Origin of the sequence: Ensifer sp. YR511 (assembly GCF_900103045.1) — a bacterium.
GTDB classification, from domain to species: Bacteria; Pseudomonadota; Alphaproteobacteria; order Rhizobiales; family Rhizobiaceae; genus Ensifer; species Ensifer adhaerens.
Window position 1 is genome coordinate 57,803 of record NZ_FNGR01000004.1, and the last position, 24,171, is coordinate 81,973.

General features: G+C 62.4%; 19 protein-coding genes. 12 read left to right on the forward strand and 7 right to left on the reverse strand.

The features are described 5' to 3' along the window. Positions 1 to 90 precede the first annotated feature (90 nt). From mnmG to BLU15_RS09850, 4 genes are read left to right on the forward strand one after another with little or no spacing between them, the layout of a single operon-like run. Positions 91 to 1,974, forward strand: a complete 1,884-nt coding sequence (mnmG, locus tag BLU15_RS09835) for a tRNA uridine-5-carboxymethylaminomethyl(34) synthesis enzyme MnmG (RefSeq protein ID WP_090295175.1) — start codon at positions 91 to 93, stop codon at positions 1,972 to 1,974. Further along, positions 1,971 to 2,612, forward strand: coding sequence for a 16S rRNA (guanine(527)-N(7))-methyltransferase RsmG (gene rsmG / locus BLU15_RS09840; protein ID WP_034800144.1), 642 nt, complete (start codon positions 1,971 to 1,973; stop codon positions 2,610 to 2,612). Before mnmG ends, rsmG begins: the two co-directional genes overlap by 4 nt. A gap of 14 nt (positions 2,613 to 2,626) precedes the next feature. After that, positions 2,627 to 3,421 carry a ParA family protein gene (locus BLU15_RS09845; protein ID WP_060521519.1) on the forward strand — a complete coding sequence of 265 codons (795 nt, stop codon included), beginning with the start codon at positions 2,627 to 2,629 and terminating at the stop codon, positions 3,419 to 3,421. Between the two features lie 35 nt (positions 3,422 to 3,456). Beyond that, positions 3,457 to 4,347 (forward strand): ParB/RepB/Spo0J family partition protein, encoded by an 891-nt coding sequence (locus BLU15_RS09850; RefSeq protein ID WP_034800146.1) that lies wholly within the window; start codon positions 3,457 to 3,459, stop codon positions 4,345 to 4,347. Positions 4,348 to 4,555: 208 nt separating this feature from the next. On the opposite strand, the gene holA is transcribed toward BLU15_RS09850, so the two are convergent. From holA to leuS, 3 genes are read right to left on the reverse strand one after another with little or no spacing between them, the layout of a single operon-like run. Further along, complete coding sequence (gene holA / locus BLU15_RS09855; RefSeq protein ID WP_090295177.1) at positions 4,556 to 5,590, reverse strand: DNA polymerase III subunit delta; 1,035 nt, start codon at positions 5,588 to 5,590, stop codon at positions 4,556 to 4,558. An 11-nt stretch (positions 5,591 to 5,601) separates the two neighbouring features. Continuing rightward, on the reverse strand, positions 5,602 to 6,126 hold the full coding sequence (lptE, locus tag BLU15_RS09860; RefSeq protein WP_034800148.1) for an LPS assembly lipoprotein LptE: 525 nt from the start codon (positions 6,124 to 6,126) through the stop codon (positions 5,602 to 5,604). Then, the gene (gene leuS / locus BLU15_RS09865) at positions 6,113 to 8,740 is read right to left on the reverse strand and encodes a leucine--tRNA ligase (protein WP_090295178.1); all 2,628 of its coding nucleotides are present in this window, start codon (positions 8,738 to 8,740) and stop codon (positions 6,113 to 6,115) included. The genes lptE and leuS overlap by 14 nt, the downstream gene beginning before the upstream one ends. Before the next feature lie 223 nt (positions 8,741 to 8,963). Between leuS and BLU15_RS09870 the strand changes: the two genes are divergently transcribed. Then, positions 8,964 to 9,623: a YggS family pyridoxal phosphate-dependent enzyme gene (locus tag BLU15_RS09870; protein ID WP_060583727.1), complete on the forward strand. Its 660-nt coding sequence runs from the start codon at positions 8,964 to 8,966 to the stop codon at positions 9,621 to 9,623. Positions 9,624 to 9,735: 112 nt separating this feature from the next. Continuing rightward, entirely contained in the window at positions 9,736 to 11,643 is a 1,908-nt protein-coding gene (locus tag BLU15_RS09875) for a propionyl-CoA synthetase (protein WP_090295180.1), read from the forward strand. Positions 11,644 to 11,686: 43 nt separating this feature from the next. Here the strand turns inward: BLU15_RS09875 and BLU15_RS09880 are convergent, their stop codons facing one another. After that, positions 11,687 to 12,556 (reverse strand): LysR substrate-binding domain-containing protein, encoded by an 870-nt coding sequence (locus BLU15_RS09880; RefSeq protein ID WP_371589669.1) that lies wholly within the window; start codon positions 12,554 to 12,556, stop codon positions 11,687 to 11,689. A gap of 140 nt (positions 12,557 to 12,696) precedes the next feature. Between BLU15_RS09880 and BLU15_RS09885 the strand changes: the two genes are divergently transcribed. Further along, on the forward strand, positions 12,697 to 13,083 hold the full coding sequence (locus BLU15_RS09885; RefSeq protein WP_043624205.1) for an ectoine synthase: 387 nt from the start codon (positions 12,697 to 12,699) through the stop codon (positions 13,081 to 13,083). A 75-nt stretch (positions 13,084 to 13,158) separates the two neighbouring features. Here BLU15_RS09885 and BLU15_RS09890 read toward each other — a convergent pair whose 3' ends face one another. After that, complete coding sequence (locus tag BLU15_RS09890) at positions 13,159 to 13,860, reverse strand: DUF1013 domain-containing protein (protein ID WP_034800153.1); 702 nt, start codon at positions 13,858 to 13,860, stop codon at positions 13,159 to 13,161. A gap of 227 nt (positions 13,861 to 14,087) precedes the next feature. Here BLU15_RS09890 and acs point away from each other — a divergent pair, with 227 nt between their 5' ends. Next, positions 14,088 to 16,037, forward strand: coding sequence for an acetate--CoA ligase (gene acs, locus BLU15_RS09895; protein ID WP_060583722.1), 1,950 nt, complete (start codon positions 14,088 to 14,090; stop codon positions 16,035 to 16,037). Between the two features lie 124 nt (positions 16,038 to 16,161). Here acs and BLU15_RS09900 read toward each other — a convergent pair whose 3' ends face one another. Continuing rightward, positions 16,162 to 16,362: a DUF1674 domain-containing protein gene (locus BLU15_RS09900; RefSeq protein ID WP_034800155.1), complete on the reverse strand. Its 201-nt coding sequence runs from the start codon at positions 16,360 to 16,362 to the stop codon at positions 16,162 to 16,164. 125 nt (positions 16,363 to 16,487) lie between these two features. On the opposite strand from BLU15_RS09900, the gene htpX reads away from it, so the two are divergent. From htpX to purH, 4 genes are all read left to right on the forward strand, one after another. After that, the gene (gene htpX / locus BLU15_RS09905) at positions 16,488 to 17,447 is read left to right on the forward strand and encodes a zinc metalloprotease HtpX (RefSeq protein ID WP_034800156.1); all 960 of its coding nucleotides are present in this window, start codon (positions 16,488 to 16,490) and stop codon (positions 17,445 to 17,447) included. Further along, on the forward strand, positions 17,447 to 18,859 hold the full coding sequence (locus BLU15_RS09910) for an RsmB/NOP family class I SAM-dependent RNA methyltransferase (protein WP_090295182.1): 1,413 nt from the start codon (positions 17,447 to 17,449) through the stop codon (positions 18,857 to 18,859). The genes htpX and BLU15_RS09910 overlap by 1 nt, the downstream gene beginning before the upstream one ends. A 213-nt stretch (positions 18,860 to 19,072) precedes the next feature. Further along, the gene (locus BLU15_RS09915; RefSeq protein ID WP_090295183.1) at positions 19,073 to 20,758 is read left to right on the forward strand and encodes a heparinase II/III family protein; all 1,686 of its coding nucleotides are present in this window, start codon (positions 19,073 to 19,075) and stop codon (positions 20,756 to 20,758) included. 223 nt (positions 20,759 to 20,981) lie between these two features. After that, complete coding sequence (purH, locus tag BLU15_RS09920) at positions 20,982 to 22,592, forward strand: bifunctional phosphoribosylaminoimidazolecarboxamide formyltransferase/IMP cyclohydrolase (RefSeq protein WP_090295437.1); 1,611 nt, start codon at positions 20,982 to 20,984, stop codon at positions 22,590 to 22,592. 55 nt (positions 22,593 to 22,647) lie between these two features. Here the strand turns inward: purH and BLU15_RS09925 are convergent, their stop codons facing one another. Further along, positions 22,648 to 24,075 carry an MFS transporter gene (locus tag BLU15_RS09925; RefSeq protein WP_090295185.1) on the reverse strand — a complete coding sequence of 476 codons (1,428 nt, stop codon included), beginning with the start codon at positions 24,073 to 24,075 and terminating at the stop codon, positions 22,648 to 22,650. Positions 24,076 to 24,171 lie beyond the last annotated feature (96 nt).

The following is a 24,171-nucleotide window of genomic DNA, read 5'->3' on the forward strand; positions in this document are numbered from 1 at the left end:
CCAGTAGGCCAGTGCAATACAACGTGTGCGAGTCCTTCGTTGTGTTTCACGTGAAACGATTCGTGCCGGGTTAACCCCGGAGAAGAGGCAATGATGCAATTTGACGTAATCGTCATTGGCGGTGGCCATGCCGGCTGCGAAGCCGCGGCTGCGGCTGCGCGTCTGGGCGCCAACACAGCGTTGATCACGCACAAGGCATCCACGATCGGCGTTATGTCCTGCAACCCGGCGATCGGCGGCTTGGGAAAAGGACATCTGGTCCGCGAGATCGACGCGATGGACGGCCTGATGGGGCGCGTCGCTGATGCCGGCGGTATTCAGTTTCGTTTGCTCAACCGCCGTAAGGGTCCGGCAGTGCGCGGACCGCGTACGCAAGCCGATCGCCGCCTCTATCGCGAAGCCATGCAGCGGGAGATCGCTGCCATCGAGAATCTGACCGTTATCGAGGGCGATGCCTTCGACCTTCTGGAAGAGCAAGGCCGCATCCACGGTGTCGTCATGAAGGACGGCCGCAGCTTTCAAGCGAACTCCGTTGTTCTGACGACGGGCACGTTCTTGAAGGGCCTCATCCATATTGGCGATCAGAAGATACCGGCTGGTCGCGTCGGTGAGGAACCGTCCGTCGGGCTCTCGGGAACCTTGCTGCGTTTTGGGTTGCGGCTCGGCCGCCTGAAGACCGGAACGCCCGCCCGCCTGGATGGACGCACCATTGACTGGGCGCGTGTTGGCCGGCAAGGTCCAGACGAAGATCCTGTGCCCTTCTCGTTCATGACCGACGGGATCGTGAATCGCCAGATCGATTGCGGTGTGACGCGGACGACGGAAGAGACGCACAAGATTATTACCGACAATATCGGCAAGTCGGCGATGTACTCGGGACAGATCGAGGGTGTCGGACCGCGCTATTGTCCGTCCATCGAGGACAAGATCGTACGATTCGGCGAGCGTGATGGTCACCAGATCTTCCTGGAACCGGAGGGTCTCGACGACGATACGATCTACCCGAACGGCATTTCGACGTCGCTGCCGGCTGACATCCAGGAAGCCTTTATCAAGACGATCCCAGGATTGGAGAATGTCGCGATACTGCAGCCTGGTTACGCCATCGAGTACGATCACGTCGATCCGCGTGAACTGAACGCGACCCTTGCTGTCCGCAAGATGCCAGGGCTTTTCCTCGCCGGTCAAATCAACGGTACGACCGGCTATGAGGAAGCCGGGGCGCAAGGTCTTGTTGCCGGCTTGAACGCCGCCTTGGCCGCGACCAACCGTCCCGAAATCGTGTTCAGCCGAACGCAGTCCTATATTGGTGTCATGATCGACGACCTGACGTCGCGTGGAATCACCGAGCCCTATCGCATGTTCACTTCCCGCGCGGAGTATCGATTGTCGCTGCGGGCCGACAATGCCGATGCGCGCCTGACACCGCTTGCGATGAAGGTCGGCTGCATCTCGGCTGCGCGGCGCGAACGCTTTGTCGATTGGCGCGCGCGTTTCGACGAAGGGCGTGCCCTGTTGAAAGGCCTCTCGGTAACCCCGGCTGAAGGTAACCGTCATGGCCTTAAGCTCAACCAGGATGGCCAACGGCGCACTGCTTTCGAGATCCTGTCCTATCCCGATCAGTCGATTGCCGGTTTGCAACCCATCTGGCCCGAGCTGTCGGCGATTGGTCCGCGCGTCGTTGAGGCGCTTGAAATCGATGCGGTCTATGCGGTCTATATGGATCGTCAGGCAGCGGATATCGCCGGCATTCAGCGCGAGGAAAATCTTGCCATACCCGATGGCTTCGACTTCGATATGCTCTCGGGCCTCTCCAACGAGCTGAAGCAGAAGCTGAAGCAGCAGGCGCCCCGCAATCTGGCTCACGTGATGAAGGTCGACGGTATGACACCGGCAGCAGCGTCGCTGATCCTGGCGTGGGTGAAGCGACAGAACCGAACCGTAGAACGTGAAGAAAAGGCCAGCGTACAATGAAGGCGAGTCCAATCGATGTGTTGAACGGACTGCGTGTTTCACGTGAAACGAATGAACGGTTGGAGCATTTTGCCAAGCTCTTTCAGAAGTGGGCGAAGTCGATCAATCTTGTTGCGCCGTCCACGATCGAGGATCTTTGGCGCCGGCACATTGTCGATAGCTTGCAGCTCGCGCAGTTGTCTCCTGGTCCGAAGACCTGGGTCGATCTCGGCAGCGGTGGCGGCTTTCCAGGTGTCATCACGGCGATCTATCTCGCCGAACTTGGCGACGGTTGGGTCCATCTCGTTGAAAGCAACAACAAGAAGGCTGCCTTTCTGCGTGTCGCCCTGGCCGAAACGGGTGCGCGCGGTTCGGTTCACCCGGTTCGAATCGAAGAAGCAGGCGCATTGATTCCCCGCGCGGACGCGGTTTCGGCGCGCGCGCTCGCGGATTTGACCTTGCTCCTCGACTATTCTGCGCCATGGATGACGGCGAAGGAGCAGAAAGCGGTCGCCTACTTCCATAAAGGGCGGGATTACCAGCGCGAAATCGACAAAGCCGTTGGCCGCTATCAGTTTGATCTGGTAAAACATCCAAGCGTGGTCGAGCCGGATTCTGTCGTGCTCGAGATCGCAAATCTGGCGCGCAGGGCCCAGTGATCGCGAGCGGAAACATGTTTGGTGGCAAAAACCGGATCATCACAATCGCAAATCAGAAAGGCGGCGTCGGCAAAACCACGACCGCCATCAATCTGGCGACCGCATTGGCGGCTATCGGCGAACACGTTTTGATCGTTGATCTGGACCCGCAGGGCAACGCCAGCACCGGGCTCGGCATTCAACGCCGCGATCGGAACCTGTCATCCTATGAGCTGATGATGGGATCGCACGGGATCGGCGAGATCGCTCAGCAGACAGCCGTTCCGAATCTCTCGATCATTCCATCGACCATGGACCTTCTCGGCGTCGAGATGGAAATTTCGCAGGAACCGGATCGTGTCTTCCGTTTACGCAAGGCCTTGGTTAGTCCCGCCGCGATGGAATATTCCTACGTGCTTGTCGATTGCCCACCATCGTTCAACTTGCTGACGATGAACGCGATGGCGGCCGCCCATTCGGTGCTTGTCCCTCTGCAGTGCGAGTTCTTCGCGCTCGAGGGTCTGAGCCAGCTGCTGGAGACTGTGGATCAGATTCGCCGAACCGTGAATCCGAGCCTGGATATCCAGGGCATCGTCCTGACCATGTTCGATTCGCGCAACAACCTGGCACAGCAGGTTGTTAGCGATGTGCGGACGCATCTCGGCGACAAGGTCTACCACACCCTGATCCCGCGCAATGTTCGCGTCTCGGAAGCGCCTTCCTATGGCAAGCCGGCCATTCTTTATGATCTGAAGTGCGCTGGCAGTCAGGCCTATCTGCAACTGGCCTCCGAAGTCATTCAACGCGAGCGCCAGCGCAAAGCGGCATAATCATTTCGGTAGCGTAATTTAACTCGGGTGACGATATGAACGACGATAGCTCGAAGAGGCGGCTCGGTCGCGGACTGGCCGCGTTGATCGGCGAGATGGATCAGCCGTTGCAAACTGGGGCAGCTGCCCCTGCCCCGGTCAATCCGGATCGGCGCGTGCCGATTGAGTTCGTATCGCGCAATCCGCGCAACCCGCGTCGTCAGTTCGACGAAGCCGAACTCCAGGATCTCGCCAATTCGATCCGTCAGCATGGTATTGTCCAGCCTGTCGTTGCTCGCACCATCGGCGTCGATCGCTACGAGATCATCGCCGGCGAGCGCCGCTGGCGTGCCGCACAACTGGCCGGGTTCACCGAAATCCCGGTTATCATTCGCGACGTTGACGATCGCACGGCGCTTGAAATCGCTATCGTCGAAAACGTCCAGCGCTCGGATCTCAATCCGCTCGACGAAGCGCTTGGCTACGAGCAGTTGATCGCCGAGCACGGCTATACGCAGAACGATCTCGGCGAGATCATCGGCAAGAGCCGAAGCCATGTCGCCAATAGCCTGCGTCTTTTGAAACTGCCGGAACCTGTTCGAGACATGTTGTCGGAAGGCGCGCTTTCGGCCGGACATGCCCGTGCACTCATTCCGACCTCGGATCCGGCAACCCTCGCCCGGACGATCATTGCCAAGGGGCTCTCGGTGCGTGACGCCGAGCGCATCGCGCAGAACGATATTCGCGCGCAGAACGATCCGAATTACGGCAAGACCGTCCGTCGCGACGAGAAGGATGCCGATACGCTAGCGCTCGAGCGCACGTTGTCGGATAGCCTCGGGCTTGAGGTTACCGTGAACCACAAGGCATCCGGTGGTCATTTGCGCATCGCCTACAAGACGCTGGATCAACTGGAAGAAATCTGCCGGCTGCTCGAGCGGCGATAAGCCACTCCTGCGTATTTTTGCTTTGGCGTATTGATGGCGCGTCTCTCCAACGAGCGGCGCGCCTAATTATTTGATATGATGAGATCTTTTGGCGTCCAGTTGAGTTTCGGACGGCGAGGTCCACCCATCTCCCTCATGCAGCCTGAAGACCTGTTGGCGAAATTCGAACACTAGGCTGCGGTAACGGGACTGGGTCGACAGAGGCAGGTCAGCGTCGCGCCGATTGCACCGCGATCGCCATCAGGTTCTGCAGCACCAGGCTTTCCTCCAGGCTCGCACGGCTGCGGCTCTGAAAGATGGTCGTCTGCAGGCGATTGAGCTCGCGGCGGATGGCCGGGCTCGACCAATGCTTCAAGGCTGCCTCGACGATCGGCTTGCGGCGAAAGTGCAGCCCACGCCCCAGCGTCGCGATCACTTGCCCCGCCTGCTGGCGGCTTGCATCCATCTCGGCGCGCATCACATCGAGCTGCTGAAACTGGCGCAGGCACGCCTGCAGCACCAGAAAGGCCGGCGTCTTGGATGTGGTGATCTTCTGCATCGCATGCAGCAATCCATCGAGGTCGCCCTTCAGCACGGCATCGACGGCATCGTCGACGGAGATGGCGCTGGCATCCCCAACGATATCGAGCACGTCTTCTTCGTCCACCGTGGACTTGCCACGGCAGTAGAGCGCAAGCTTGCGCAGCTCGTTTCGTGAGGCCAGGCGGTCGCCACCGAGCGCCTCCAGCAATCGTTGCCGTGCCGCGGTGCTGATGCCCAGCTTCTCGTCGCCGAGTTCCTTGTCGATCAGCGCCTGCAGGCTGCGCGCGTCGTCACTGTAGCAGGCGATACAGGCGACCGAACGCGCGCTCTCGCCGATCTTTCGAAGTGCGGACCCCTTCTTGAGGTCGCCGGCTTCGACGATCACATAGCTTCCGGTCGGTGGCTCGGACGAAAGGATCTGCAACGCATCGACCAGCGGCTTTTCATTGGTCGCGCCACGGACCCAGACGAGCTTTTCTCCACCGAAGAGGCCGATCGAGTTTACTTCATCGAGCAGCCGCCCGGGCGATTGCGTCAGTTCACTGACATCGAGCTTCAACAGGGAAAACGGATCGTCGAGCGGCACGCCGCAACGGGCGGCGATTGCAGAGGCACGCTCGGAGACGAGCCCGCGGTCGGGCCCGTAGAGGATGAAAAGCCGGTAGATTCCGGCTGACTTCTGGAGAAAGGAGTCGAACTCGTGCGACTTGACCTCGCTCATGCCGACACCCGTTAGCGGCTGAGAGCCGCGGCGATGTCGGCCCGGATCAGCTCGGCGAGTTCCTTGGCTGCGCGGTTTTCGCCGTCACGAACGGCGCGCACCTTGGCAAATTCCTGGACCGGGAAGTCAACGAGAGCAACGGCCGTGCGGTTGCCGGACTTGATGGTCTCGCCCGTACCGATCTTCGTCAGATTGTAGTCCGCCTTGACGACGATACGGCCGGCGCCGGCGCGGTCCTTGGCCTGATCGTAGAGCACGCCCATCGACCGGTGCGTGACGGTGAGCGCCAGGTGATACTGCGGATTCACGGGCTCGCCCTGACCACCTGCGGCCAGGAAGATCAGCGCGTTACGCACTTCCTGCTCGACACGGTCGGTGGCTTCGGAAATCTCTATCGCCGCCAGTGCTGTCGAGGTGCCGACCGGGTCGGAATAGAGCGGCCGGACCTGGCAGCCGGCGAGCGCGGTCAACATGAGCGCGCCAGCCAGAACCGGAATCGACCGGATACGGAAACCAGCTCTATCAGACAACGACATTGACGATCCTCTGGGGCACGACGATGATTTTCTTGGGGCTGCTGCCGTTGAGCGCGGACTTGACGGCATCGAGCGCCAGGACGGCGCTTTCGATCGCACTCTGATCCGCATCGCGAGCGATTGTCAAATCGGCGCGCTTCTTGCCATTGATCTGCACCGGCATGGTGATTTCGTTCTCGACGACCAAAGCGGGGTTGAACGCCGGCCAGCCGCGTTCCGCAATCAGGCCCTCGCCCCCGACCTCGCGCCAGCATTCCTCGGCGAGGTGCGGCATCATCGGTGCGATGAGGTTGATCAGGATCGTCGTCGCATCCTTCACAGCCCCCGCCAGGGCCGCGTCGGCCTTGCCGGCTGCTACCTGGGTCAGCGGTGCGGCAAGCGTGTTCACGAGCTCGTAGATGCGCGCCACGGCCTTGTTGAAGGCGAGCTTGTCGTAATCCGCCTCGACCGCGCGCAGCGTCTTGTGCGCGGCTTGCGAAACAGCGAGAGCCTCGCCTTCGAGCGCCGGGGCGGCCTCGATTACCCGCAGCTTCTCGGCCGCTTCGCTGATCAGACGCCACACGCGCTGCACGAAGCGATGCGATCCTTCGACACCGGCTTCCGACCAGATCACGTCACGATCCGGCGGCGAATCGGAGAGAACGAAGAAGCGGGCGGTATCAGCGCCATAGGAAGCGATGATGTCGTCGGGATCGACGACGTTCTTCTTCGACTTCGACATCTTCTCGATCGAGCCGATGGTGATTTCCTCACCGGTTTCGATCAGCGTCGCGCTACGGCGTCCATCGATCTCCTCGATGCGGATCTCGGCCGGCGTCACCCATTCGCGCTGGGCGCCTTCGCCGCGACTATAGGTTTCATGCACGACCATGCCCTGTGTGAACAGGCCCTTGAACGGCTCGTCGACGGCAACATGGCCGGTGGCCTTCATCGCGCGGGTGAAGAAGCGCGAATAGAGCAGATGCAGGATGGCGTGCTCGATACCGCCGATGTACTGATCGACCGGCAGCCAGTGGTTGGCGACCTTGGGGTCGGTCGGATTGTCTTCCCAGGGTGCGGTGAAGCGCGTGAAATACCAGGACGAATCGACGAAGGTGTCCATCGTGTCGGTCTCGCGACGGGCGTCCTTGCCGCAGTGCGGGCAGGCGACGTGGCGCCAGGTGGCGTGACGGTCGAGCGGATTGCCCGGCTTGTCGAAGGTAACGTCCGGCGGCAGCACGACCGGCAGGTCGGCTTTCGGAACTGGTACCACGCCGCAGTCCTCGCAATGGATGACCGGGATCGGGCAGCCCCAGTAGCGCTGGCGCGAGATGCCCCAGTCGCGCAGGCGGAAATTGACCTTGCGCTCGGCACGCGGCGCACCGTCGAGCATTTCCTTCTCGAGCTTCGAAGCAACGGTCTCGAAAGCGTCTTCCGTCGACAGGCCGTCGAGAAAGCGCGAGTTGATCATCACGCCGTCGCCGATATAGGCCTCGTCACCAATGGCGAAGGTCGCGGCATCGCCGTCCCTCGGCATGACGACGGGAACGACCGGCAGGTCGTATTTGCGCGCGAAGTCGAGGTCGCGCTGGTCGCCGGAGGGGCAGCCGAAGATGGCGCCCGTGCCGTAGTCCATCAGCACGAAATTGGCGACATAAACCGGCAGCTCCCAGCTCGGATCGAGCGGATGCTTGGCACGGATACCGGTGTCGATACCCTTCTTCTCTGCCGTTTCCAGCGCGGCAAGGGAGGTGCCGGCGCGGCGGCATTCCTCGCAGAATGCATCGACCTCAGGGTTGCTGGCCGCCACCTGCCTTGCCAGCGGGTGATCCGCGGCGATCGCCAGGAAGGAGGCGCCGAAGAGCGTGTCCGGACGGGTGGTGTACACGGTGAGCTCGGTTGCGTCGCCGGCGGTGCCTTCGACGATTTCCCAACGCAGCGACAGGCCCTCGGAGCGGCCGATCCAGTTCTTCTGCATCAGGCGCACCTTCTCGGGCCACTGATCCAGCGTATCGAGCGCGTCGAGCAGTTCCTGGCTGAAGTCGGTGATGCGGAAGAACCATTGCGTCAGTTCGCGCTGTTCGACCAGCGCGCCGGAGCGCCAGCCACGGCCGTCGATCACCTGCTCGTTGGCGAGCACGGTGTTGTCGACCGGGTCCCAATTGACCTTGGACTGCTTGCGGTAGACGAGGCCCTTTTCCAGGAAGTCCAGGAACAGGTACTGCTGGCGCTGGTAATAGGCGGGGTCGCAGGTGGCGAACTCGCGGTTCCAGTCGAGCGACAGGCCCATAACCTTCAGCTGCGCCTTCATCGAGGCGATGTTCTGGTAGGTCCAGCTGGCCGGGTGCACGCCACGCTCCATGGCGGCGTTTTCGGCCGGCATCCCGAAGGCGTCCCAACCCATCGGATGCAGCACGTTGAAGCCGCGGGCGCGCTTGTAGCGCGCTACCACGTCACCCATGGTGTAGTTGCGCACGTGGCCCATGTGGATGCGGCCCGAGGGATAGGGGAACATCTCGAGCACATAGTACTTTTCGCGCGGATCGTCGTTCTCGGTCTGGAAGACTTCGTTCTTGTCCCATTCTTGCTGCCAACGGGGCTCGGCATCACGCGGATTGTATCGTTCGCTAGACATGTCTTTTCGATGTTCCGGAAGTTCTGCGGCGCATAGTGGCGCCTCATGATAGTTGGGGTGACCTTCACCACGAAACCGTCTGACGGTCAAGTTTTTGAAGGGTTTGCCGCGACACTTTGGCGGATTTGAGCCGGTCCATGGCGGAGCGGCCTTGGCAATCGGCTCAACTTTGCCTAAGCCGCTCGGTCAGTGGTTTGGAAATCCCGTGTCGGAGAGCAGGTCCATGGAAGTTCAAGAGCGGTTGCAGGACGTCGTGAGCCGGATTCAGGCAGCGGAGAAGTCTGCCGGTCGCGCCAAGGGTGCCGTCACGCTGGTCGCTGTTTCCAAGACTTTCGACGCCGACGCCATCCGCCCGGTGATTGCCGCCGGGCAGCGGGTCTTTGGCGAGAACCGCGTGCAGGAAGCGCAAGGCAAGTGGCCGGAGCTGAAGGCCGAGACATCCGGTCTCGAACTGCACCTGATCGGCCCGCTGCAGTCGAACAAGGCGGCGGAAGCCGTCGCGCTGTTCGATGTCATCGAGACGGTCGATCGCGAGAAGATCGCCCGCGCGCTTGCGGCCGAAATGCAGAGGCAGGGCCGGGCGCTTAGGCTCTACGTCCAGGTCAACACCGGGCTGGAGCCGCAGAAGGCCGGCATCGCGCCGGAGGAGACCGTTGCCTTCGTGGATCTGTGCCGCAACGAGCTGGGTCTTTCGATCGAGGGGCTGATGTGCATTCCGCCGGTGGAAGAAAATCCCGGCCCGCATTTTGCCCTGCTCGCCAAACTGGCTGCTGCCTGCAAGCTCGAGAAGCTGTCGATGGGCATGTCAGGCGACTTCGAGACGGCCGTCCAGTTCGGCGCCACTGGCGTTCGCGTCGGTTCGGCCATTTTCGGCGCGCGCTGAGGTCCGTTCGTCACATACCGCTTTCGTCGGGGTTCCCCTCGTCCCTCATTAGCCTATCCTTGTGCACGAGGAGGCCGGACATGTCCGGCAATATGCGCAGGGAGGAACGGACATGGCGAGTCGCTATGCCGACGTGTACGCGGGCTGGAAATCGGACCCGCAGAGTTTCTGGTCAAATGCCGCCAATGCGATCGACTGGTTTGAAAGACCGGCACGTGCATTTGATGCGGACGCTGGCATCTATGGGCACTGGTTCGCCGAAGGCATCACCAATACCTGCTACAATTGCCTGGATCGCCATGTGGCCGCGGGCCGTGGCGAGCAAATCGCCTTCATCTATGACAGTCCCGTCACCGGGCGGGTCGAGCGCATCTCCTATGCGTCTCTGCTCGGCGATGTAGCAGCGCTTGCCGCCGTCTACCGGAAACTCGGCGTTGGCAAGGGCGACCGGATCATCATCTATATGCCGATGATCCCGCAGGCGGCGGTTGCTATGCTGGCGGCTGCGCGCATCGGCGCCGTGCATTCCGTGGTTTTCGGCGGTTTTGCCGCCAACGAGCTCGCCGTACGCATCGACGATTGCCAGGCCAAGCTCATTGTGTCCGCAAGCTGCGGCATCGAACCTGGGCGCACCGTGGCCTACAAGCCGCTGCTGGATGCGGCACTCGACATCGCGACCCACAAGCCGGCCCATTGCCTCGTCTTCCAACGCGAGATGGCGGAAGCCGCCATGACCGAGGGACGCGACATCGATTTCGCTGCGGCTTTGGCGGCGGCCAAGCAGGCGGGAGAAGAGATCGGCTGTACTCCGGTCGCCTCGACCGATCCGCTCTATGTGCTCTACACTTCGGGCACGACCGGCCAGCCCAAGGGCGTGGTGCGCGACAATGGCGGCCACATGGTCGCGCTCAAATGGTCGATGGAGAATTTCTTCGGCGTGCAGCCGGGCGAAGTGTTCTGGGCTGCGTCCGATATCGGCTGGGTCGTTGGCCACTCCTATATCGTGTACGGTCCGCTCCTCAACGGCAGCACCTCGATCCTGTTCGAAGGCAAGCCGGTCGGCACGCCGGATCCAGGCACCTATTGGCGCATCATTGCCGAACACGGCGTCGTGGTGATGTTCACCGCGCCGACGGCGCTGAGAGCGATCCGCAAGGAAGATCCGGAGGCTTCCCACGTTCGCCGATACGACCTGTCGAAATTCCGCGCGTTGTTTCTTGCCGGAGAACGGGCGGATCCCGACACGATCCAATGGGCAGAAAACGCGCTCGGCGTGCCCGTCATCGACCATTGGTGGCAGACGGAAACGGGATGGCCCGTGGCGGGAAATCCGATGGGGCTCGGGCTCCTGCCGGTAAAGTACGGTTCTCCGGCGGTTCCGCTGCCGGGATACGACGTCCAGATCCTCGACGATGCCGGACATCCGGTTGGCGCCGGTACGCTCGGCAATGTGGTGGTAAAGCTGCCGCTGCCACCCGGCTGCCTGCCGACGCTTTGGAATGCTGACCATCGGTTCCGTGCGGCCTATCTCGACGAGTTTCCCGGCTACTACAAGACTGCCGATGCCGGCTACCTCGATGAGGATGGTTACATCTTCATCATGGCGCGGACGGACGACATCATCAACGTGGCTGGCCATCGCCTCTCCACCGGAGCGATGGAGGAGGTCTGCGCCAGCCACCCCGATGTGGCCGAATGCGCCGTGATCGGCATTGCCGACGACCTGAAAGGCCAGGTACCGGCCGGCTTCCTCGTCATCAACTCCAATGTTTCCCGTGAAACGTCGGAGATCGAGCGCGAGGTCATCAGCCTCGTGCGCGAACGCATCGGACCTGTTGCCGCCTTCCGCCTGGCGATCTGCGTCAAGCGGCTGCCGAAGACGCGGTCGGGCAAGATCCTGCGCGCCACGATCCAGAAGATCGCTGACCGCCAGCCCTGGAAGATGCCCGCGACGATCGACGATCCAGTCATCCTCGACGAAATCACCGTTGCGCTGCAAGGGCGCGGCATCGGTGTATAACGATTGCTAAGCCGGCTCATGAATCTGCGAGGTGCATTCCGTATTAGGCGTGCACAACGGCCGCGAACCAATCGGCGAAACTGGCTGCCGCCTTCGAGCGTGTGACTTTGGTGATCAGGAAGTAGCTCTCGTCCTCCAGGGTGGCGACATCGGACAGGATCACCAGGTCACCGTTTTCGATTTCGCGGCGGAAGACTTCGACCGGGCAAAGCGCCACGCCATGGCCGGCAATGACCGCCGTCGCCAGAAGATTGAAATCCTGGAAAATCGGGCCACGCAACGTCTGCGTGGTCTCCTGCCCTGCTCTTGCCAGCCAATCGCGCCAGCGTGACGTCGTTTCGTCGTGCAGCAGATCGGCAGACGCGATTGCCTCTGGTGTCCTCAACGCGCCTTTCCGCTCGAGATAACGGGGGCTCGCAACCGGCCGATTGATGCGGGAGAACAGCCGATCGGAGCGGGTCCCCTCGCTCTTGTCGGCGCCGAGCGTGATGAGGACGTCGCAGCCGGTTTCCCGCAATTGCTGTTCGGCCATCGCGTAGACGACCTTGACGTCCACCTCGGGGTGACGCTGCAGGAATTCGCCGAGTGCCGGGATCAGCCATCGCGTGGCGATCGAGGGTATGCAGGCAACGCTCAACTGCGCCTTGGCGTTCAGCCGCAGCAACTCCGTTTCCGCGGCGATGCGCTCGAATGACGATGTCAACACGGCGGACAGGTTCTCCGCCTCCGGCGCCAGACTGACCCCACGCTTCTCGCGCACGAAGAGCGGCCGGCCGAACCACGCCTCCAGCAGCCGGATCTGGTGACTGATGGCGGCGTGCGTCACATGCAGTTCGTCACCGGCGCGGGAGAAGCTCGCCAGACGCGCTGCGGCTTCGAAGGCACGCAGCATGCCGAGTGGGGGCAACATCATCTGTAAGTTTTCCTCATCAAATCCTTGAGGAATCGTCGTTTGATTGGCTGTCGATGTCAACGAATACTGGGCTTCCAATCGAGGCGGGAGAGAGCTTTTCCGTTGGCGGATATTAGAGATGTTTACAGATGGAGAGGCCCATGTTCGTCCGCAGCCTGCAGCAGATCGAAGCAACTGATCATTTCGTCGAGTGGGGCAGCGGGACCAGTCATCGGCTGCTCACCGAGAGGGACGGTATGGGTTTCACCGTCTGCCACACGGTGGTGCGCGCCGGAACGGTATCGCTGCTCGAGTACCGCAACCATCTCGAAGCCTGCTATTGCATCGCCGGGCACGGCGAGGTCGAGGACATGCAGGGCAAGGTCTTCCCGATCAACAAGGGCGATATCTACGTGCTCGACCAGCACGACAAGCATTTCTTGCGCGGCGGCAAGGACGAAGACCTGATCCTCGTCAGCATTTTCAATCCGCCGCTCAAGGGGACCGAGCGCCACAACCTCAATGATCCATCCGGTTCGGCCTACTGAGCACGTTGCTGAGCACTGACCAACAAAAAAGCCCGGATCGTCGATCCGGGCTTTTTTCAATGGGCTGGACGGCGATCAGTACTGGTCGTCTTCGTCCTCGTCCTTGCGGTCCGACTTCAGCGACTTGAGCTTGGCGAAGACGGCATCGGCGTCGATTTCTTTCTCTTCCTCACGCTCGTAGCTGAAGCCCAGCTTTTCGGTTTCCTGGGCCGATTCCAGTGTCTGGCCGAGTTCGGCAGCCGTCGGCAGCGGACGGCCCTTGGAAGCGCGTTCGACTTCGAGGTCGAGGTCGATCTGCGAGCAGAGGCCGAGGGTTACCGGATCCATCGGCGTCAGGTTGGCGGAGTTCCAGTGGGTGCGCTCACGGATCTGCTCGATCGTCGACTTGGTCGTACCGACGAGGCGCGAGATCTGCGCGTCCTTGAGCTCCGGATGGTTGCGAACCAGCCACAGAATGGCGTTCGGGCGATCCTGGCGCTTGGAAACTGGGGTGTAGCGCGGGCCCTTGCGCTTGCTATCAGGTACGCGAACCTTCGGCTCGGACAGCTTCAGCTTGTGGTTGGGGTTGCCTTCGGCGCGCGCGATCTCGTCGCGCGAAAGCTGACCGGTCGCAATCGGGTCGAGGCCCTTGATGCCCTGCGCGGATTCACCGTCGGCGATCGCCTTAACTTCGAGCGGGTGCAGCTTGCAGAACTGCGCGATCTGGTCGAAGGACAGCGCGGTATTGTCAACCAGCCAGACGGCGGTCGCCTTGGGCATAAGCAGTTGCTGAGCCATGGATATAGTCCTTTTGTCCGCCGCGCCGGTGTCGCGGGCCGTGGAGTCTACCACTGATTTCCGGGAAATGTGGGCCTCTATACCGTCGTTGTCGCGAAATTGCAATTCTTCAGTTCCAAATGTCCTTTTGTCTAATTGCGGCGGGCATTTGACCTGCTATGAATGTCCGCGAAACGGGGGAGCCCTAGGAGGGGCGAGCCACACTAGGAATGCGTAGGGAGGAAAATATGTCCGCCAAAATCTATCCGGTGTTGAAGTCTGCCAAGAGCCGGACGCTGCTTGATAACGCCACTTACCTGAAGTGGTACGAGGAGAGCGTTTCCGATCCGGCAAAGTTCTGGGGCAAGCACGGCAAACGGATCGATTGGTTCAAGCCCTATACCAAGGTCAAGAACACGTCCTTCAAAGGCAAGGTCTCGATCAAGTGGTATGAAGACGGCCTTACCAACGTCTCCTACAACTGTATCGACCGCCACCTGAAGACGCATGGCGAAAAGACTGCCATCATCTGGGAAGGCGACAATCCCTATATCGACAAGAAGATCACCTACAACCAGCTCTACGAGCAGGTCTGCCGCCTTGCCAACGTCTTGAAGAAGCATGGCGTCAAGAAGGGCGACCGCGTCACCATCTATATGCCGATGATCCCGGAAGCATCCTATGCGATGCTCGCGTGCGCCCGCATCGGCGCCATCCATTCGGTCGTCTTCGGCGGCTTCTCGCCGGACGCACTTGCCGGCCGTATCGTCGACTGTGAGTCCACCTTCGTCATCACCTGCGACGAGGGCGTGCGCGGCGGCAAGCCGGTCCCGCTCAAGGAAAACACCGATACGGCGATCGACATCGCGGCCAAGCAGCATGTCATCGTCAACAAGGTTCTGGTCGTGCGCCGCACCGGCGGCAAGACCGCCTGGGCACCGGGCCGTGACCTCTGGTACCACCAGGAAATCGCGACCGTGAAGCCGCATTGCGAGCCGGCGAAGATGAAGGCGGAAGATCCGCTGTTCATCCTTTACACCTCGGGCTCGACCGGCAAGCCGAAGGGTGTGCTGCATACGACCGGCGGCTACCTCGTTTATGCGTCGATGACGCACGAATATGTCTTCGACTACCGCGATGGCGAGGTCTACTGGTGCACCGCCGACGTCGGCTGGGTCACTGGTCACTCCTATATCGTCTATGGTCCGCTCGCGAATGCGGCGACGACCGTGATGTTCGAAGGTGTGCCGAATTTCCCGGACGCGGGGCGTTTCTGGGAAGTGGTCGACAAGCACAAGGTCAACGTCTTCTACACCGCGCCGACGGCGATCCGCTCGCTGATGGGCGCCGGCGACGACTTCGTCAAGCGCGCCTCGCGCTCGTCGCTTCGCCTGCTCGGTTCGGTCGGCGAGCCGATCAACCCGGAAGCCTGGGAGTGGTATTACAACGTCGTCGGCGAGCAGAAGTCGCCGATCGTCGATACCTGGTGGCAGACCGAGACCGGCGGCATCCTGATCACGCCGCTGCCGGGTGCGACCGATCTCAAGCCCGGTTCGGCCACGCGGCCGTTCTTCGGAGTTCAGCCGCAGCTCGTCGACAACGAAGGCAATGTTCTGGAAGGTGCTGCCGACGGCAACCTCTGCATCACCGACAGCTGGCCGGGCCAGATGCGCACGATCTACGGCGACCATGCGCGTTTCGGTCAGACTTACTTCGCCACCTACAAGGGCAAGTATTTCACCGGTGACGGCTGCCGCCGCGATGAGGACGGCTACTACTGGATCACCGGCCGCGTCGACGATGTCTTGAACGTCTCCGGCCACCGCCTCGGTACGGCCGAAGTGGAATCGGCGCTCGTGTCGCATCATCTCGTCTCGGAAGCGGCCGTCGTCGGCTATCCGCACCCGATCAAGGGCCAGGGCATCTATTGCTATGTTTCGCTGATGGCTGGTGAAATCGGCAACGACGAACTGCGCGCCGCCTTGGTGAAGCATGTCCGTTCGGAAATCGGGCCGATCGCGACGCCGGACAAGATCCAGTTCGCTCCGGGCCTGCCGAAGACCCGCTCGGGCAAGATTATGCGCCGCATCCTGCGCAAGATCGCGGAGGATGACTTCGGTGCGCTCGGCGATACCTCGACGCTCGCCGATCCGGCCGTTGTCGATGATCTGATCGCGAACCGCCAGAACAAGGCCTGACCTTGAAAACCGCCGCGCGTCTCTTGGACGTGCGGCGGTTCCCCTCTCGTCGCCAGGTGGCCGTCAAACCATTTCGTGAGCCGGATTCAGATCGAGGTTGCAGGCGCAGGCGCCCGACCTGAACTTAGAAGTCGATCGCCCGACCCTTGATCTCCCAGTCGCCGTAGCGGGCTGGATCTTCACCTCCGCGCCCGCCGATCTCCTGCGGCAGTTCCTTCTTGATCTCCGCCTGACGCCGCTCTTCCGCTTCCTTCAGCGCCCGCACAGCGGCGGGCGGCAGCGGCTTCTTCGGGCGGTCGGCGGCGTTGTCATTGTCGTTCTGCATCTGAACGGTATCCGGATTCGAGCATCAATATTGAAGAATTGGGTGTTTGCACCCATCATATAGGATGCCGTTCCCCGGACGGGAACCCTGATTCACGTGAAACGTAGACGACCCGGAGCCTCCTGATGAACCTTGTCCGCACCGCCATGCTGCTTGCAGTCATGACCGCCCTGTTCATGGCGGTAGGCTTCGCCATTGGCGGACGGGGCGGCATGATGATCGCCTTCGTCATGGCCGCAGGCATGAACTTCTTCTCCTATTGGAACTCGGACAAGATGGTGCTGCGCATGTACCGCGCGCAGGAGGTCGATGAGCGCAGTGCCCCGGAATATTACGGCATCGTGCGTGACCTCGCTCGCAATGCCGGCCTGCCGATGCCGCGCGTCTATGTGATCGATAGCCCGCAGCCGAACGCGTTTGCCACCGGTCGCAATCCGGAGAATGCCGCGGTCGCCGCGTCGACCGGGCTGCTTCACGCTCTCGACTATGACGAGGTCGCCGGCGTGATGGCGCATGAACTCGCGCACGTGCAGAACCGCGATACGCTGACGATGACGCTGACGGCAACCCTTGCCGGCGCGATCTCGATGCTCGGCAACTTTGCCTTCTTCTTCAGCGGCAACCGTGAAAACAACAATCCGCTCGGCTTCATCGGCACGCTTGTCGCGATGATCGTGGCGCCGATGGCGGCAATGCTGGTGCAGATGGCGATCAGCCGGACGCGCGAATACTCGGCCGACCGTCGCGGCGCCGAGATTTGCGGCAAGCCCCTGGCGCTCGCTTCGGCGCTGCAGAAGATCGCAGGCGCCGCCCATCAGATCCACAATGACGATGCCGAGCGCAACCCGGCAACGGCGCATATGTTCATCATCAATCCGCTCTCCGGCGAGCGCATGGACAACCTGTTCTCGACCCATCCGAACACCGAAAACCGCATCGCGGCCCTGCAGCAGATGGCGCAGGAGATGTCTTCGGTCTCGACGCCGCCGGTTCGTGCTGATAATCCCGTGCGCAAATCGCGCTCTGTGCCCTCTACCGGATGGGGTCGCGGTGGTTCCGAACCGCCCAAAGGTCCCTGGTCCTGATGTCTGCAGAAAACAACAACGATTCACGTCCGAAACGATCGCACCGCAACGGCGGCGCAGCGAAATCGAAGAAGCCCGCTCCGGCGCCGCGTGGTCCGGAGAAGCCGGGGTTGAGGGCTCGTCAGGCCGCCGCGAAGATCTTGGCAGCAGTTATCGACCGCAAGACGTCGCTCGACGGCATGCTCGACAGCGAGCACGGCAACCCGGCCTATCGCGAGCTTAACGACGCCGACCGCGCTCTGGTCCGGGCAATACTCAATTCCGCCCTTCGCCATCTCCCGCGCGTGCAGGCTGCGATCAACTCGCTGCTGCAGACGCCCCTACCGGAGGGTGCGCGGGCGCTGGAGCATGTGCTTGCCGTGGCAGCGGCACAGATCCTCTATCTCGACGTGCCCGATCATTCCGCCGTCGATCTCGCCGTCGAACAGGCGCAGAACGATCCGCGCAACCGCCGCTTCGCCAATCTCGTGAACGCCGTGCTGCGGCGCCTGTCGCGCGAAAAGGAAGCCGTTCTCGAAAGCACGCGCCATATTCCGGCGATGCCGGAATGGTTCTTCGAGCGCCTCATTGTCCACTACGGCGCAGCGGCGGCCGAGAAGATCGCCGAGGCGCAGTTGACGCCGGCGGCAATCGATCTTTCCGTCAAATCCGAGCCTGCGGCTTGGGCCGAGCGGCTTGGTGGCACCGTCCTGCCGACCGGCTCTGTGCGGCTCGGCGCATTCTCCGGCTCCATCCCCTCCTTAGCCGGATTCGATGATGGCGGCTGGTGGGTCCAGGACGCGGCTGCATCGATCCCTGCGCGGCTCTTTGGCGACCTCAAGGGCAAGCGGACCGTCGATCTCTGCGCCGCACCGGGCGGCAAGACGGCCCAACTCATTCTTGCCGGCGCCGAAGTGACGGCGCTGGACCAGTCCGGCAGCCGCTTGCGCCGGCTGAAGGGCAATCTCAAGCGGCTGGGGCTCGAGGCCGAGACCAAGGAAGTCAACATGGCGGACTTCCAGCCGGAAGCCCTGTTCGATGCGGCGCTTCTCGACGCTCCCTGCTCCTCGACCGGCACGACACGACGTCACCCTGATGTGTTGTGGACCAAGGGACCGGAAGACATCGAAAAGCTTGCCGACCTGCAGGAGCGGCTGCTTCGTCATGCGCTGACGGTGGTCAAGCCCGGTGGCACCGTCGTCTTCTCGAATTGCTCCCTCGACCCGCGTGAAGGCGAAGAGGTCGTTGCCCGGGTTATCGGTTCGGGCGATAACTGTGAGCGCGTTCCGATTTCCGCAGCGGATTGGCCGGGGCTCGAGGACGCGATCACGCCGGTCGGCGAAATGCGGACGACGCCGGCCATGCTGCCGCTCGATGCACCGTTTTCGAGTGGCCTCGATGGTTTCTACGCGGCGGTGATTCGGCGCAAATAACAGCGCAAACTGAGCTTTCAGCAGCTCGAACCGGGCCTCAAGGCCCTGTTTCACCGCATCATTTGACGCTTTCGACCGGGAAGCCTATCAAAGATGGCAGGATTGATAAAAGTTTAATGGTCTTCGCGGCACCATGCGGACGCTGGCGCGAGGTCCTGGCGCGCTCCGATGATGTGAGTGATCGTGCCAGAAATGAGGTAACCGGCGGCGTTGATGTTGTTTTCCGGCAGGCGAAGGCTTTCTTACCTGTATGTGCGTGAAGGCTGGCGCCGCGTGTCGCGTCGCCTGTCGATCGGGCGCGTCTCCACTCTGCGCTTTACTGGCTCCACCCCCAATCGTCTGATCGTTGCGCCGACGGATCTGAGGGCCGTCGATCCCTTTGTCGCGGAAGAAATTCTTGCCGGGCGCTTCCCTCTTGCCGGCCGCGTGCTCGACACGGAGGGCGAGTCGCCGTTCGAGATCGATCTGCCGTCGCGCGAATTTGCGGCCCGGCTGCATTCCTTCGGCTGGCTGCGGCACCTGCGGGCGATCCGCGAGGATGCGGGTTTCGTCCGGCTGCGGCAGATCGTCGACGACTGGATCGGCACCCATGGACGCGATCTCGGCGGCATCGCCTGGGATGCGGATATCATGGCGCAGCGCATCATCGCCTGGCTGTCCCATTCGCCGGTGGTGCTGCGCAATGCCGAGCATGGCTTCTACCGCCGTTTCCTGAAGAGCCTGGCGCTGCAGGTACGCTATCTCAGGCATATCGCCGATACCGTGCGCGACGGCGAGCAGAGGCTTCGGGTGCGGCTTGCGCTTGCCATGGCGTCGGTTTCCATGCCGGCATCGCCGAGCGCCATCCGCAAGGCATCGCGCCATCTCGATCTCGAACTCGACCGCCAGATCCTGCCCGACGGCAGCCACTTCTCGCGTAGTCCGCGCGCGGGCCTAGAGCTGTTGCTGGATCTGCTGCCACTCCGCCAGACCTACGTTAATCTCGGGCATGACGTGCCGTCGCGCCTCATTCCCTGCATCGACCGGATGTACCCTGCCCTGCGCTTCTTCCGGCACCAGGGCGGCGAACTCGCGCTGTTTAATGGTGCTACCTCGGTTCTGGCGCATGAACTGGCGTCGGTGCTGCGCTATGACGAGACGGCCGGCGAACCCTTCCGCTCGCTGCCGCACGCCCACTACGAACGTATGGCCATGGAAAACACCGTTGTCATCATGGACACCGGCCGGCCGCTTTCCGTAGACCTGTCGCGCAGTGCCCATGCCGGCTGCCTGTCCTTCGAAATGTCCTCGGGCAAGACGCGCTTCGTCGTCAATTCCGGCGCCCCGAAGTTTGCCGGGGAGCGATTCCGCCAGATGGCGCGGATGACGGCTGCCCATTCGACCGTGACGGTCAACGACACGTCGTCGTCGCGCTTCTCGCAATCGCGCTTTCTCGGACCGATCATGACGTCGGGCGTCAAGCACGTGACGGCGGCCCGCAAGGACGAAGCGGGCGGGCTCGAATCGGTGACCGCAAGCCACGATGGCTATCTTGCCGCCTTCGGCCTGGTCCACGAGCGTGGCATTGGTGTTTTGAACGGCGGTCGCATGGTCCGCGGTCGCGACCGGCTGTCGCGCGCCGACGGCAGCGACCCGGAGGCAAGCGATACCGCGATTGCCGTGGCGCGGTTCCACATTCACCCGGCGGTCGCCATTCGCCAGAACAGCGCCCGCGAGATCTTCCTGACGGCGCCCGATGGCGAGATCTGGCTGTTTGCCTGCCAGGATGGTGACCTTGCCGTCGAGGAGGACATCTTCTTTGCCGATCCTTCGGGTATCCGGGCCTCGCAGCAGCTGACGGTGACCTTTGCGATTGCGCAGCAGCCGGAGATCCAGTGGACGTTTTCACGCGCGATCTGAGCCTTCTGTCTCGACGACGGGCACGCCCAAGAAAGCGCCTCAAGTTTTCCGTTCGCGTTTCAGGAGCGATCGCATTGAAGAATTTGGATCGATCCGATCCAGATTCATCGCGATCTTCAGGCCCGGCGAGGTTCCTTCGCCCGGCAAGCTATGCTAACGGGCAGCCATCTCAACCGCCGGAGCTTCCTCCCGGGGCGTCCGGCGCCGCCAAAGGAGCATGGTTGTGGCTGTCGCCTCCAAGAAAATCCCCGCCCCGAACGAGGTTACGGTCCGCACCGCCCTCCTCTCCGTCTCCGACAAGACGGGCGTCGTCGAGCTCGCGCGCGCCCTTAACGAAAAGGGCATCCGGCTCGTTTCGACGGGCGGGACCCACAAGGCACTCTCCGAGGCTGGCCTGCCGGTGAGCGACGTTTCCGAGCTGACCGGCTTTCCCGAGGTCATGGACGGCCGCGTGAAGACGCTGCATCCGGGCGTTCACGGTGGCCTCTTGGCGATCCGTGACGATACCGATCACGTTGCGGCCATGTCGACGCACGGCATCACCGCCATCGACCTCGCGATCATCAACCTCTATCCCTTCGAAGAGGTCAGGGCCAAGGGCGGCGACTACCCGACGACGGTCGAAAACATCGATATCGGCGGCCCGGCGATGATCCGCGCCTCGGCCAAGAACCATGCCTATGTGACGATCGTCACCGATCCGGCCGACTATCCGGTGCTGCTCGAAGAGCTTGCTTCCGGCAAGACGACCTATGCCTTCCGCCAGAAGATGGCCGCCAAGGCCTATGCCCGGACTGCCGCCTATGACGCGGCCATTTCCAACTGGTTTGCCGAGGCGCTCGACACCCCGATGCCGCGCCATCGCGTCATCGGCGGCGTCCTGAAGGAAGAAATGCGCTACGGCGAAAACCCGCACCAGAAGGCGGGCTTTTATCTCACCGGAGAGAACCGCCCGGGTGTCGCCACCGCGACGCTGCTGCAGGGCAAGCAGCTCTCTTACAACAACATTAACGACACGGATGCCGCCTTCGAGCTGGTGGCCGAGTTCCTGCCCGAGAAGGCACCGGCGGTCGCGATCATCAAGCATGCCAACCCTTGCGGCGTCGCGACCGCGCCGACGCTTGCCGAAGCCTATCGCCGAGCGCTTGCCTGCGATTCCACCTCGGCTTTCGGCGGCATCATCGCGCTCAACCAGGAGCTCGATGCGGAGACGGCCGAAGAGATCGTCAAGCTCTTCACCGAAGTGATCATCGCGCCTTCGGTCAGCGATGCGGCCAAGGCCGTGATTGCCCGCAAGCCGAACCTGCGTCTGCTTGCGACCGGTGGCCTGCCGGATCCGCGCATTCCGGGTCTTGCCGCAAAGACCGTCTCGGGCGGCCTGCTCGTGCAGACGCGCGACAACGGCATGGTGGAGGATCTCGAACTCAAGGTCGTCACCAAGCGCGCGCCGACGCCCCAGGAACTCGAAGACATGAAGTTCGCCTTCAAGGTGGCCAAGCACGTGAAGTCGAATGCGATCGTTTATGCCAAGGACGGCCAGACGGCCGGCATCGGCGCCGGCCAGATGAGCCGTGTCGATTCCGCCCGCATCGCCGCGATCAAGGCCGAAGAAGCCGCAAAAGCGCTGGGCCTTGCAACGCCGCTCACCAAGGGTTCGGCCGTTGCCTCCGAAGCCTTCCTGCCGTTTGCCGACGGCCTGCTCTCGGCGATCGCCGCGGGTGCTACGGCCGTCATCCAGCCGGGCGGCTCCATGCGTGACGAAGAGGTGATTGCGGCTGCGAACGAGCATGGCGTCGCCATGGTCTTCACTGGCATGCGCCACTTCCGCCACTAAGATCGTCGGGCGGGCGCTGGGCGTCTGTCCGGAATTGGCCGCTAAGGCCCAACAGTCAGAAGCCGTCGCTTCCCCAGGATGCGGCGGCTTTTTTGCGACCGTCATCGGCCGGATAGGGCGTGCGCAGAAGGATCAGCAGGCCGATCACCAGAAAAGCAATCAGCGCCATCATGCCGATCCGTGCCGAGCCGGTGGCAAGCGTGATCGTGGCAACGGATGCGGGGGCGAGGAACGAGGTGGCCCGGCCGGACAGCGCATAGAGGCCGAAGTAGCGACCGGCCTCGTCGAGGCTGACGCTGCGGGCGAGGTAGGAGCGCGACGAGGCCTGAACGGGGCCGAAGGCGACACCGACGAGCAGGCCGTAGAGAATGTAGGCCTTTTCGGCGGCCGTGCCGAACAGGCCGCCGGTATCTTCCATCGACAGCGGCAGCAGCCCGAACAGCGTGAAGCCGGGGCCTGTCGAGACGATGCCGATCGTGGCAATCGTCAGGCAGATCAGGCTGGCGGTGACGATCACCTTGGAGCCAAGGTGCGCATCCAGCCAGCTGGCGCAGAGGCAGCCGCCGATCGCGACGACGTTGAGAATGATGCCGTAGACGCCGAGCTCCAGGGTCTGCCAGGCGAACATCGCGGCCGCGAAGGTGCCGCCGAGTGCCAGCAGACCATTGACGCCGTCCTGGAAGACCATGCGCGCGATCAGGAAGCGCAGGATCCCACGCCTTTCCCGAAGCTCGACGAGCGTGCCCTTGAGCTCCCTGAGGCCAGTGACGGTTGCCTTGCCGAGCGACATTGCCGCCTTGGTGGCATCGGGCGTGAACAGGAACATCGGCAGGATAAAGACGAGGTACCAGACGGCGGAGATCGGGCCGGTGATGCGTGCATCCTCCCCCTTTGCCGGATCCAGGCCGAACAGAGGGTCGATGCCAAGCGCCGTCTTGCCGGTCTCAGGACTTCCGGCAAGCAAGGCCACGACGGCGACCAGCACGATCATGCCGCCGAGATAGCCGAGCCCCCAGGCGATGTTGGAAATGCGCCCCACGTCCTTCTCCGGCACCAGACGGGGCATCATCGAATCGTTGAAGACGATCGAGAACTCGGCCGCGACCGTCGCGAGGATCATGAAGATCGCCGGATAGAGGATCGGCGAGCCGGGGGCTGCGAACCAGAGCATAGCCAGCGATGCGATCTTGATGACGGCGAAGAAGGCGATCCAGGGTTTGCGCGGCCCGGTGGCGTCGGCGATCGAGCCGAGCACCGGCGAAAGAACCGCGATGATGATGCCCGAAACCGTGAGCGTGTAGCCCCACATCGCCTGGCCGACCGCATGGTCCTCCGTCAGCCGCGATACGAAATAGGGGCCGAAGATGAAGGTCGTGATGACGGTGAAGAAGGGCTGCGCGGCCCAGTCGAACAGCATCCAGCCGCCGATGCCCGCACGGGACGTGCGTGGCTGGTCTTCAGTCCCCCCGGCCGAAATCTGCAAAGTCCCCTCCCGAAACGACTGCGCCACGCGTCCCCTCGAACGCGCGGCGCAGCCTATCTTCAATTGAACCGATTCCAAAAGGTCTGGAACCGGACG

What these genes read in the sequence shown, in the direction of transcription:
- mnmG (WP_090295175.1), top strand. Translation starts at nt 91, where the DNA reads ATGATGCAATTTGACGTAATCGTCATTGGCGGTGGCCATGCCGGCTGC.
- rsmG (WP_034800144.1), top strand. Translation starts at nt 1,971, where the DNA reads ATGAAGGCGAGTCCAATCGATGTGTTGAACGGACTGCGTGTTTCACGT.
- BLU15_RS09845 (WP_060521519.1), top strand. Translation starts at nt 2,627, where the DNA reads ATGTTTGGTGGCAAAAACCGGATCATCACAATCGCAAATCAGAAAGGC.
- BLU15_RS09850 (WP_034800146.1), top strand. Translation starts at nt 3,457, where the DNA reads ATGAACGACGATAGCTCGAAGAGGCGGCTCGGTCGCGGACTGGCCGCG.
- holA (WP_090295177.1), bottom strand. Translation starts at nt 5,590, where the DNA reads ATGAGCGAGGTCAAGTCGCACGAGTTCGACTCCTTTCTCCAGAAGTCA.
- lptE (WP_034800148.1), bottom strand. Translation starts at nt 6,126, where the DNA reads ATGTCGTTGTCTGATAGAGCTGGTTTCCGTATCCGGTCGATTCCGGTT.
- leuS (WP_090295178.1), bottom strand. Translation starts at nt 8,740, where the DNA reads ATGTCTAGCGAACGATACAATCCGCGTGATGCCGAGCCCCGTTGGCAG.
- BLU15_RS09870 (WP_060583727.1), top strand. Translation starts at nt 8,964, where the DNA reads ATGGAAGTTCAAGAGCGGTTGCAGGACGTCGTGAGCCGGATTCAGGCA.
- BLU15_RS09875 (WP_090295180.1), top strand. Translation starts at nt 9,736, where the DNA reads ATGGCGAGTCGCTATGCCGACGTGTACGCGGGCTGGAAATCGGACCCG.
- BLU15_RS09880 (WP_371589669.1), bottom strand. Translation starts at nt 12,556, where the DNA reads ATGATGTTGCCCCCACTCGGCATGCTGCGTGCCTTCGAAGCCGCAGCG.
- BLU15_RS09885 (WP_043624205.1), top strand. Translation starts at nt 12,697, where the DNA reads ATGTTCGTCCGCAGCCTGCAGCAGATCGAAGCAACTGATCATTTCGTC.
- BLU15_RS09890 (WP_034800153.1), bottom strand. Translation starts at nt 13,860, where the DNA reads ATGGCTCAGCAACTGCTTATGCCCAAGGCGACCGCCGTCTGGCTGGTT.
- acs (WP_060583722.1), top strand. Translation starts at nt 14,088, where the DNA reads ATGTCCGCCAAAATCTATCCGGTGTTGAAGTCTGCCAAGAGCCGGACG.
- BLU15_RS09900 (WP_034800155.1), bottom strand. Translation starts at nt 16,362, where the DNA reads ATGCAGAACGACAATGACAACGCCGCCGACCGCCCGAAGAAGCCGCTG.
- htpX (WP_034800156.1), top strand. Translation starts at nt 16,488, where the DNA reads ATGAACCTTGTCCGCACCGCCATGCTGCTTGCAGTCATGACCGCCCTG.
- BLU15_RS09910 (WP_090295182.1), top strand. Translation starts at nt 17,447, where the DNA reads ATGTCTGCAGAAAACAACAACGATTCACGTCCGAAACGATCGCACCGC.
- BLU15_RS09915 (WP_090295183.1), top strand. Translation starts at nt 19,073, where the DNA reads ATGTTGTTTTCCGGCAGGCGAAGGCTTTCTTACCTGTATGTGCGTGAA.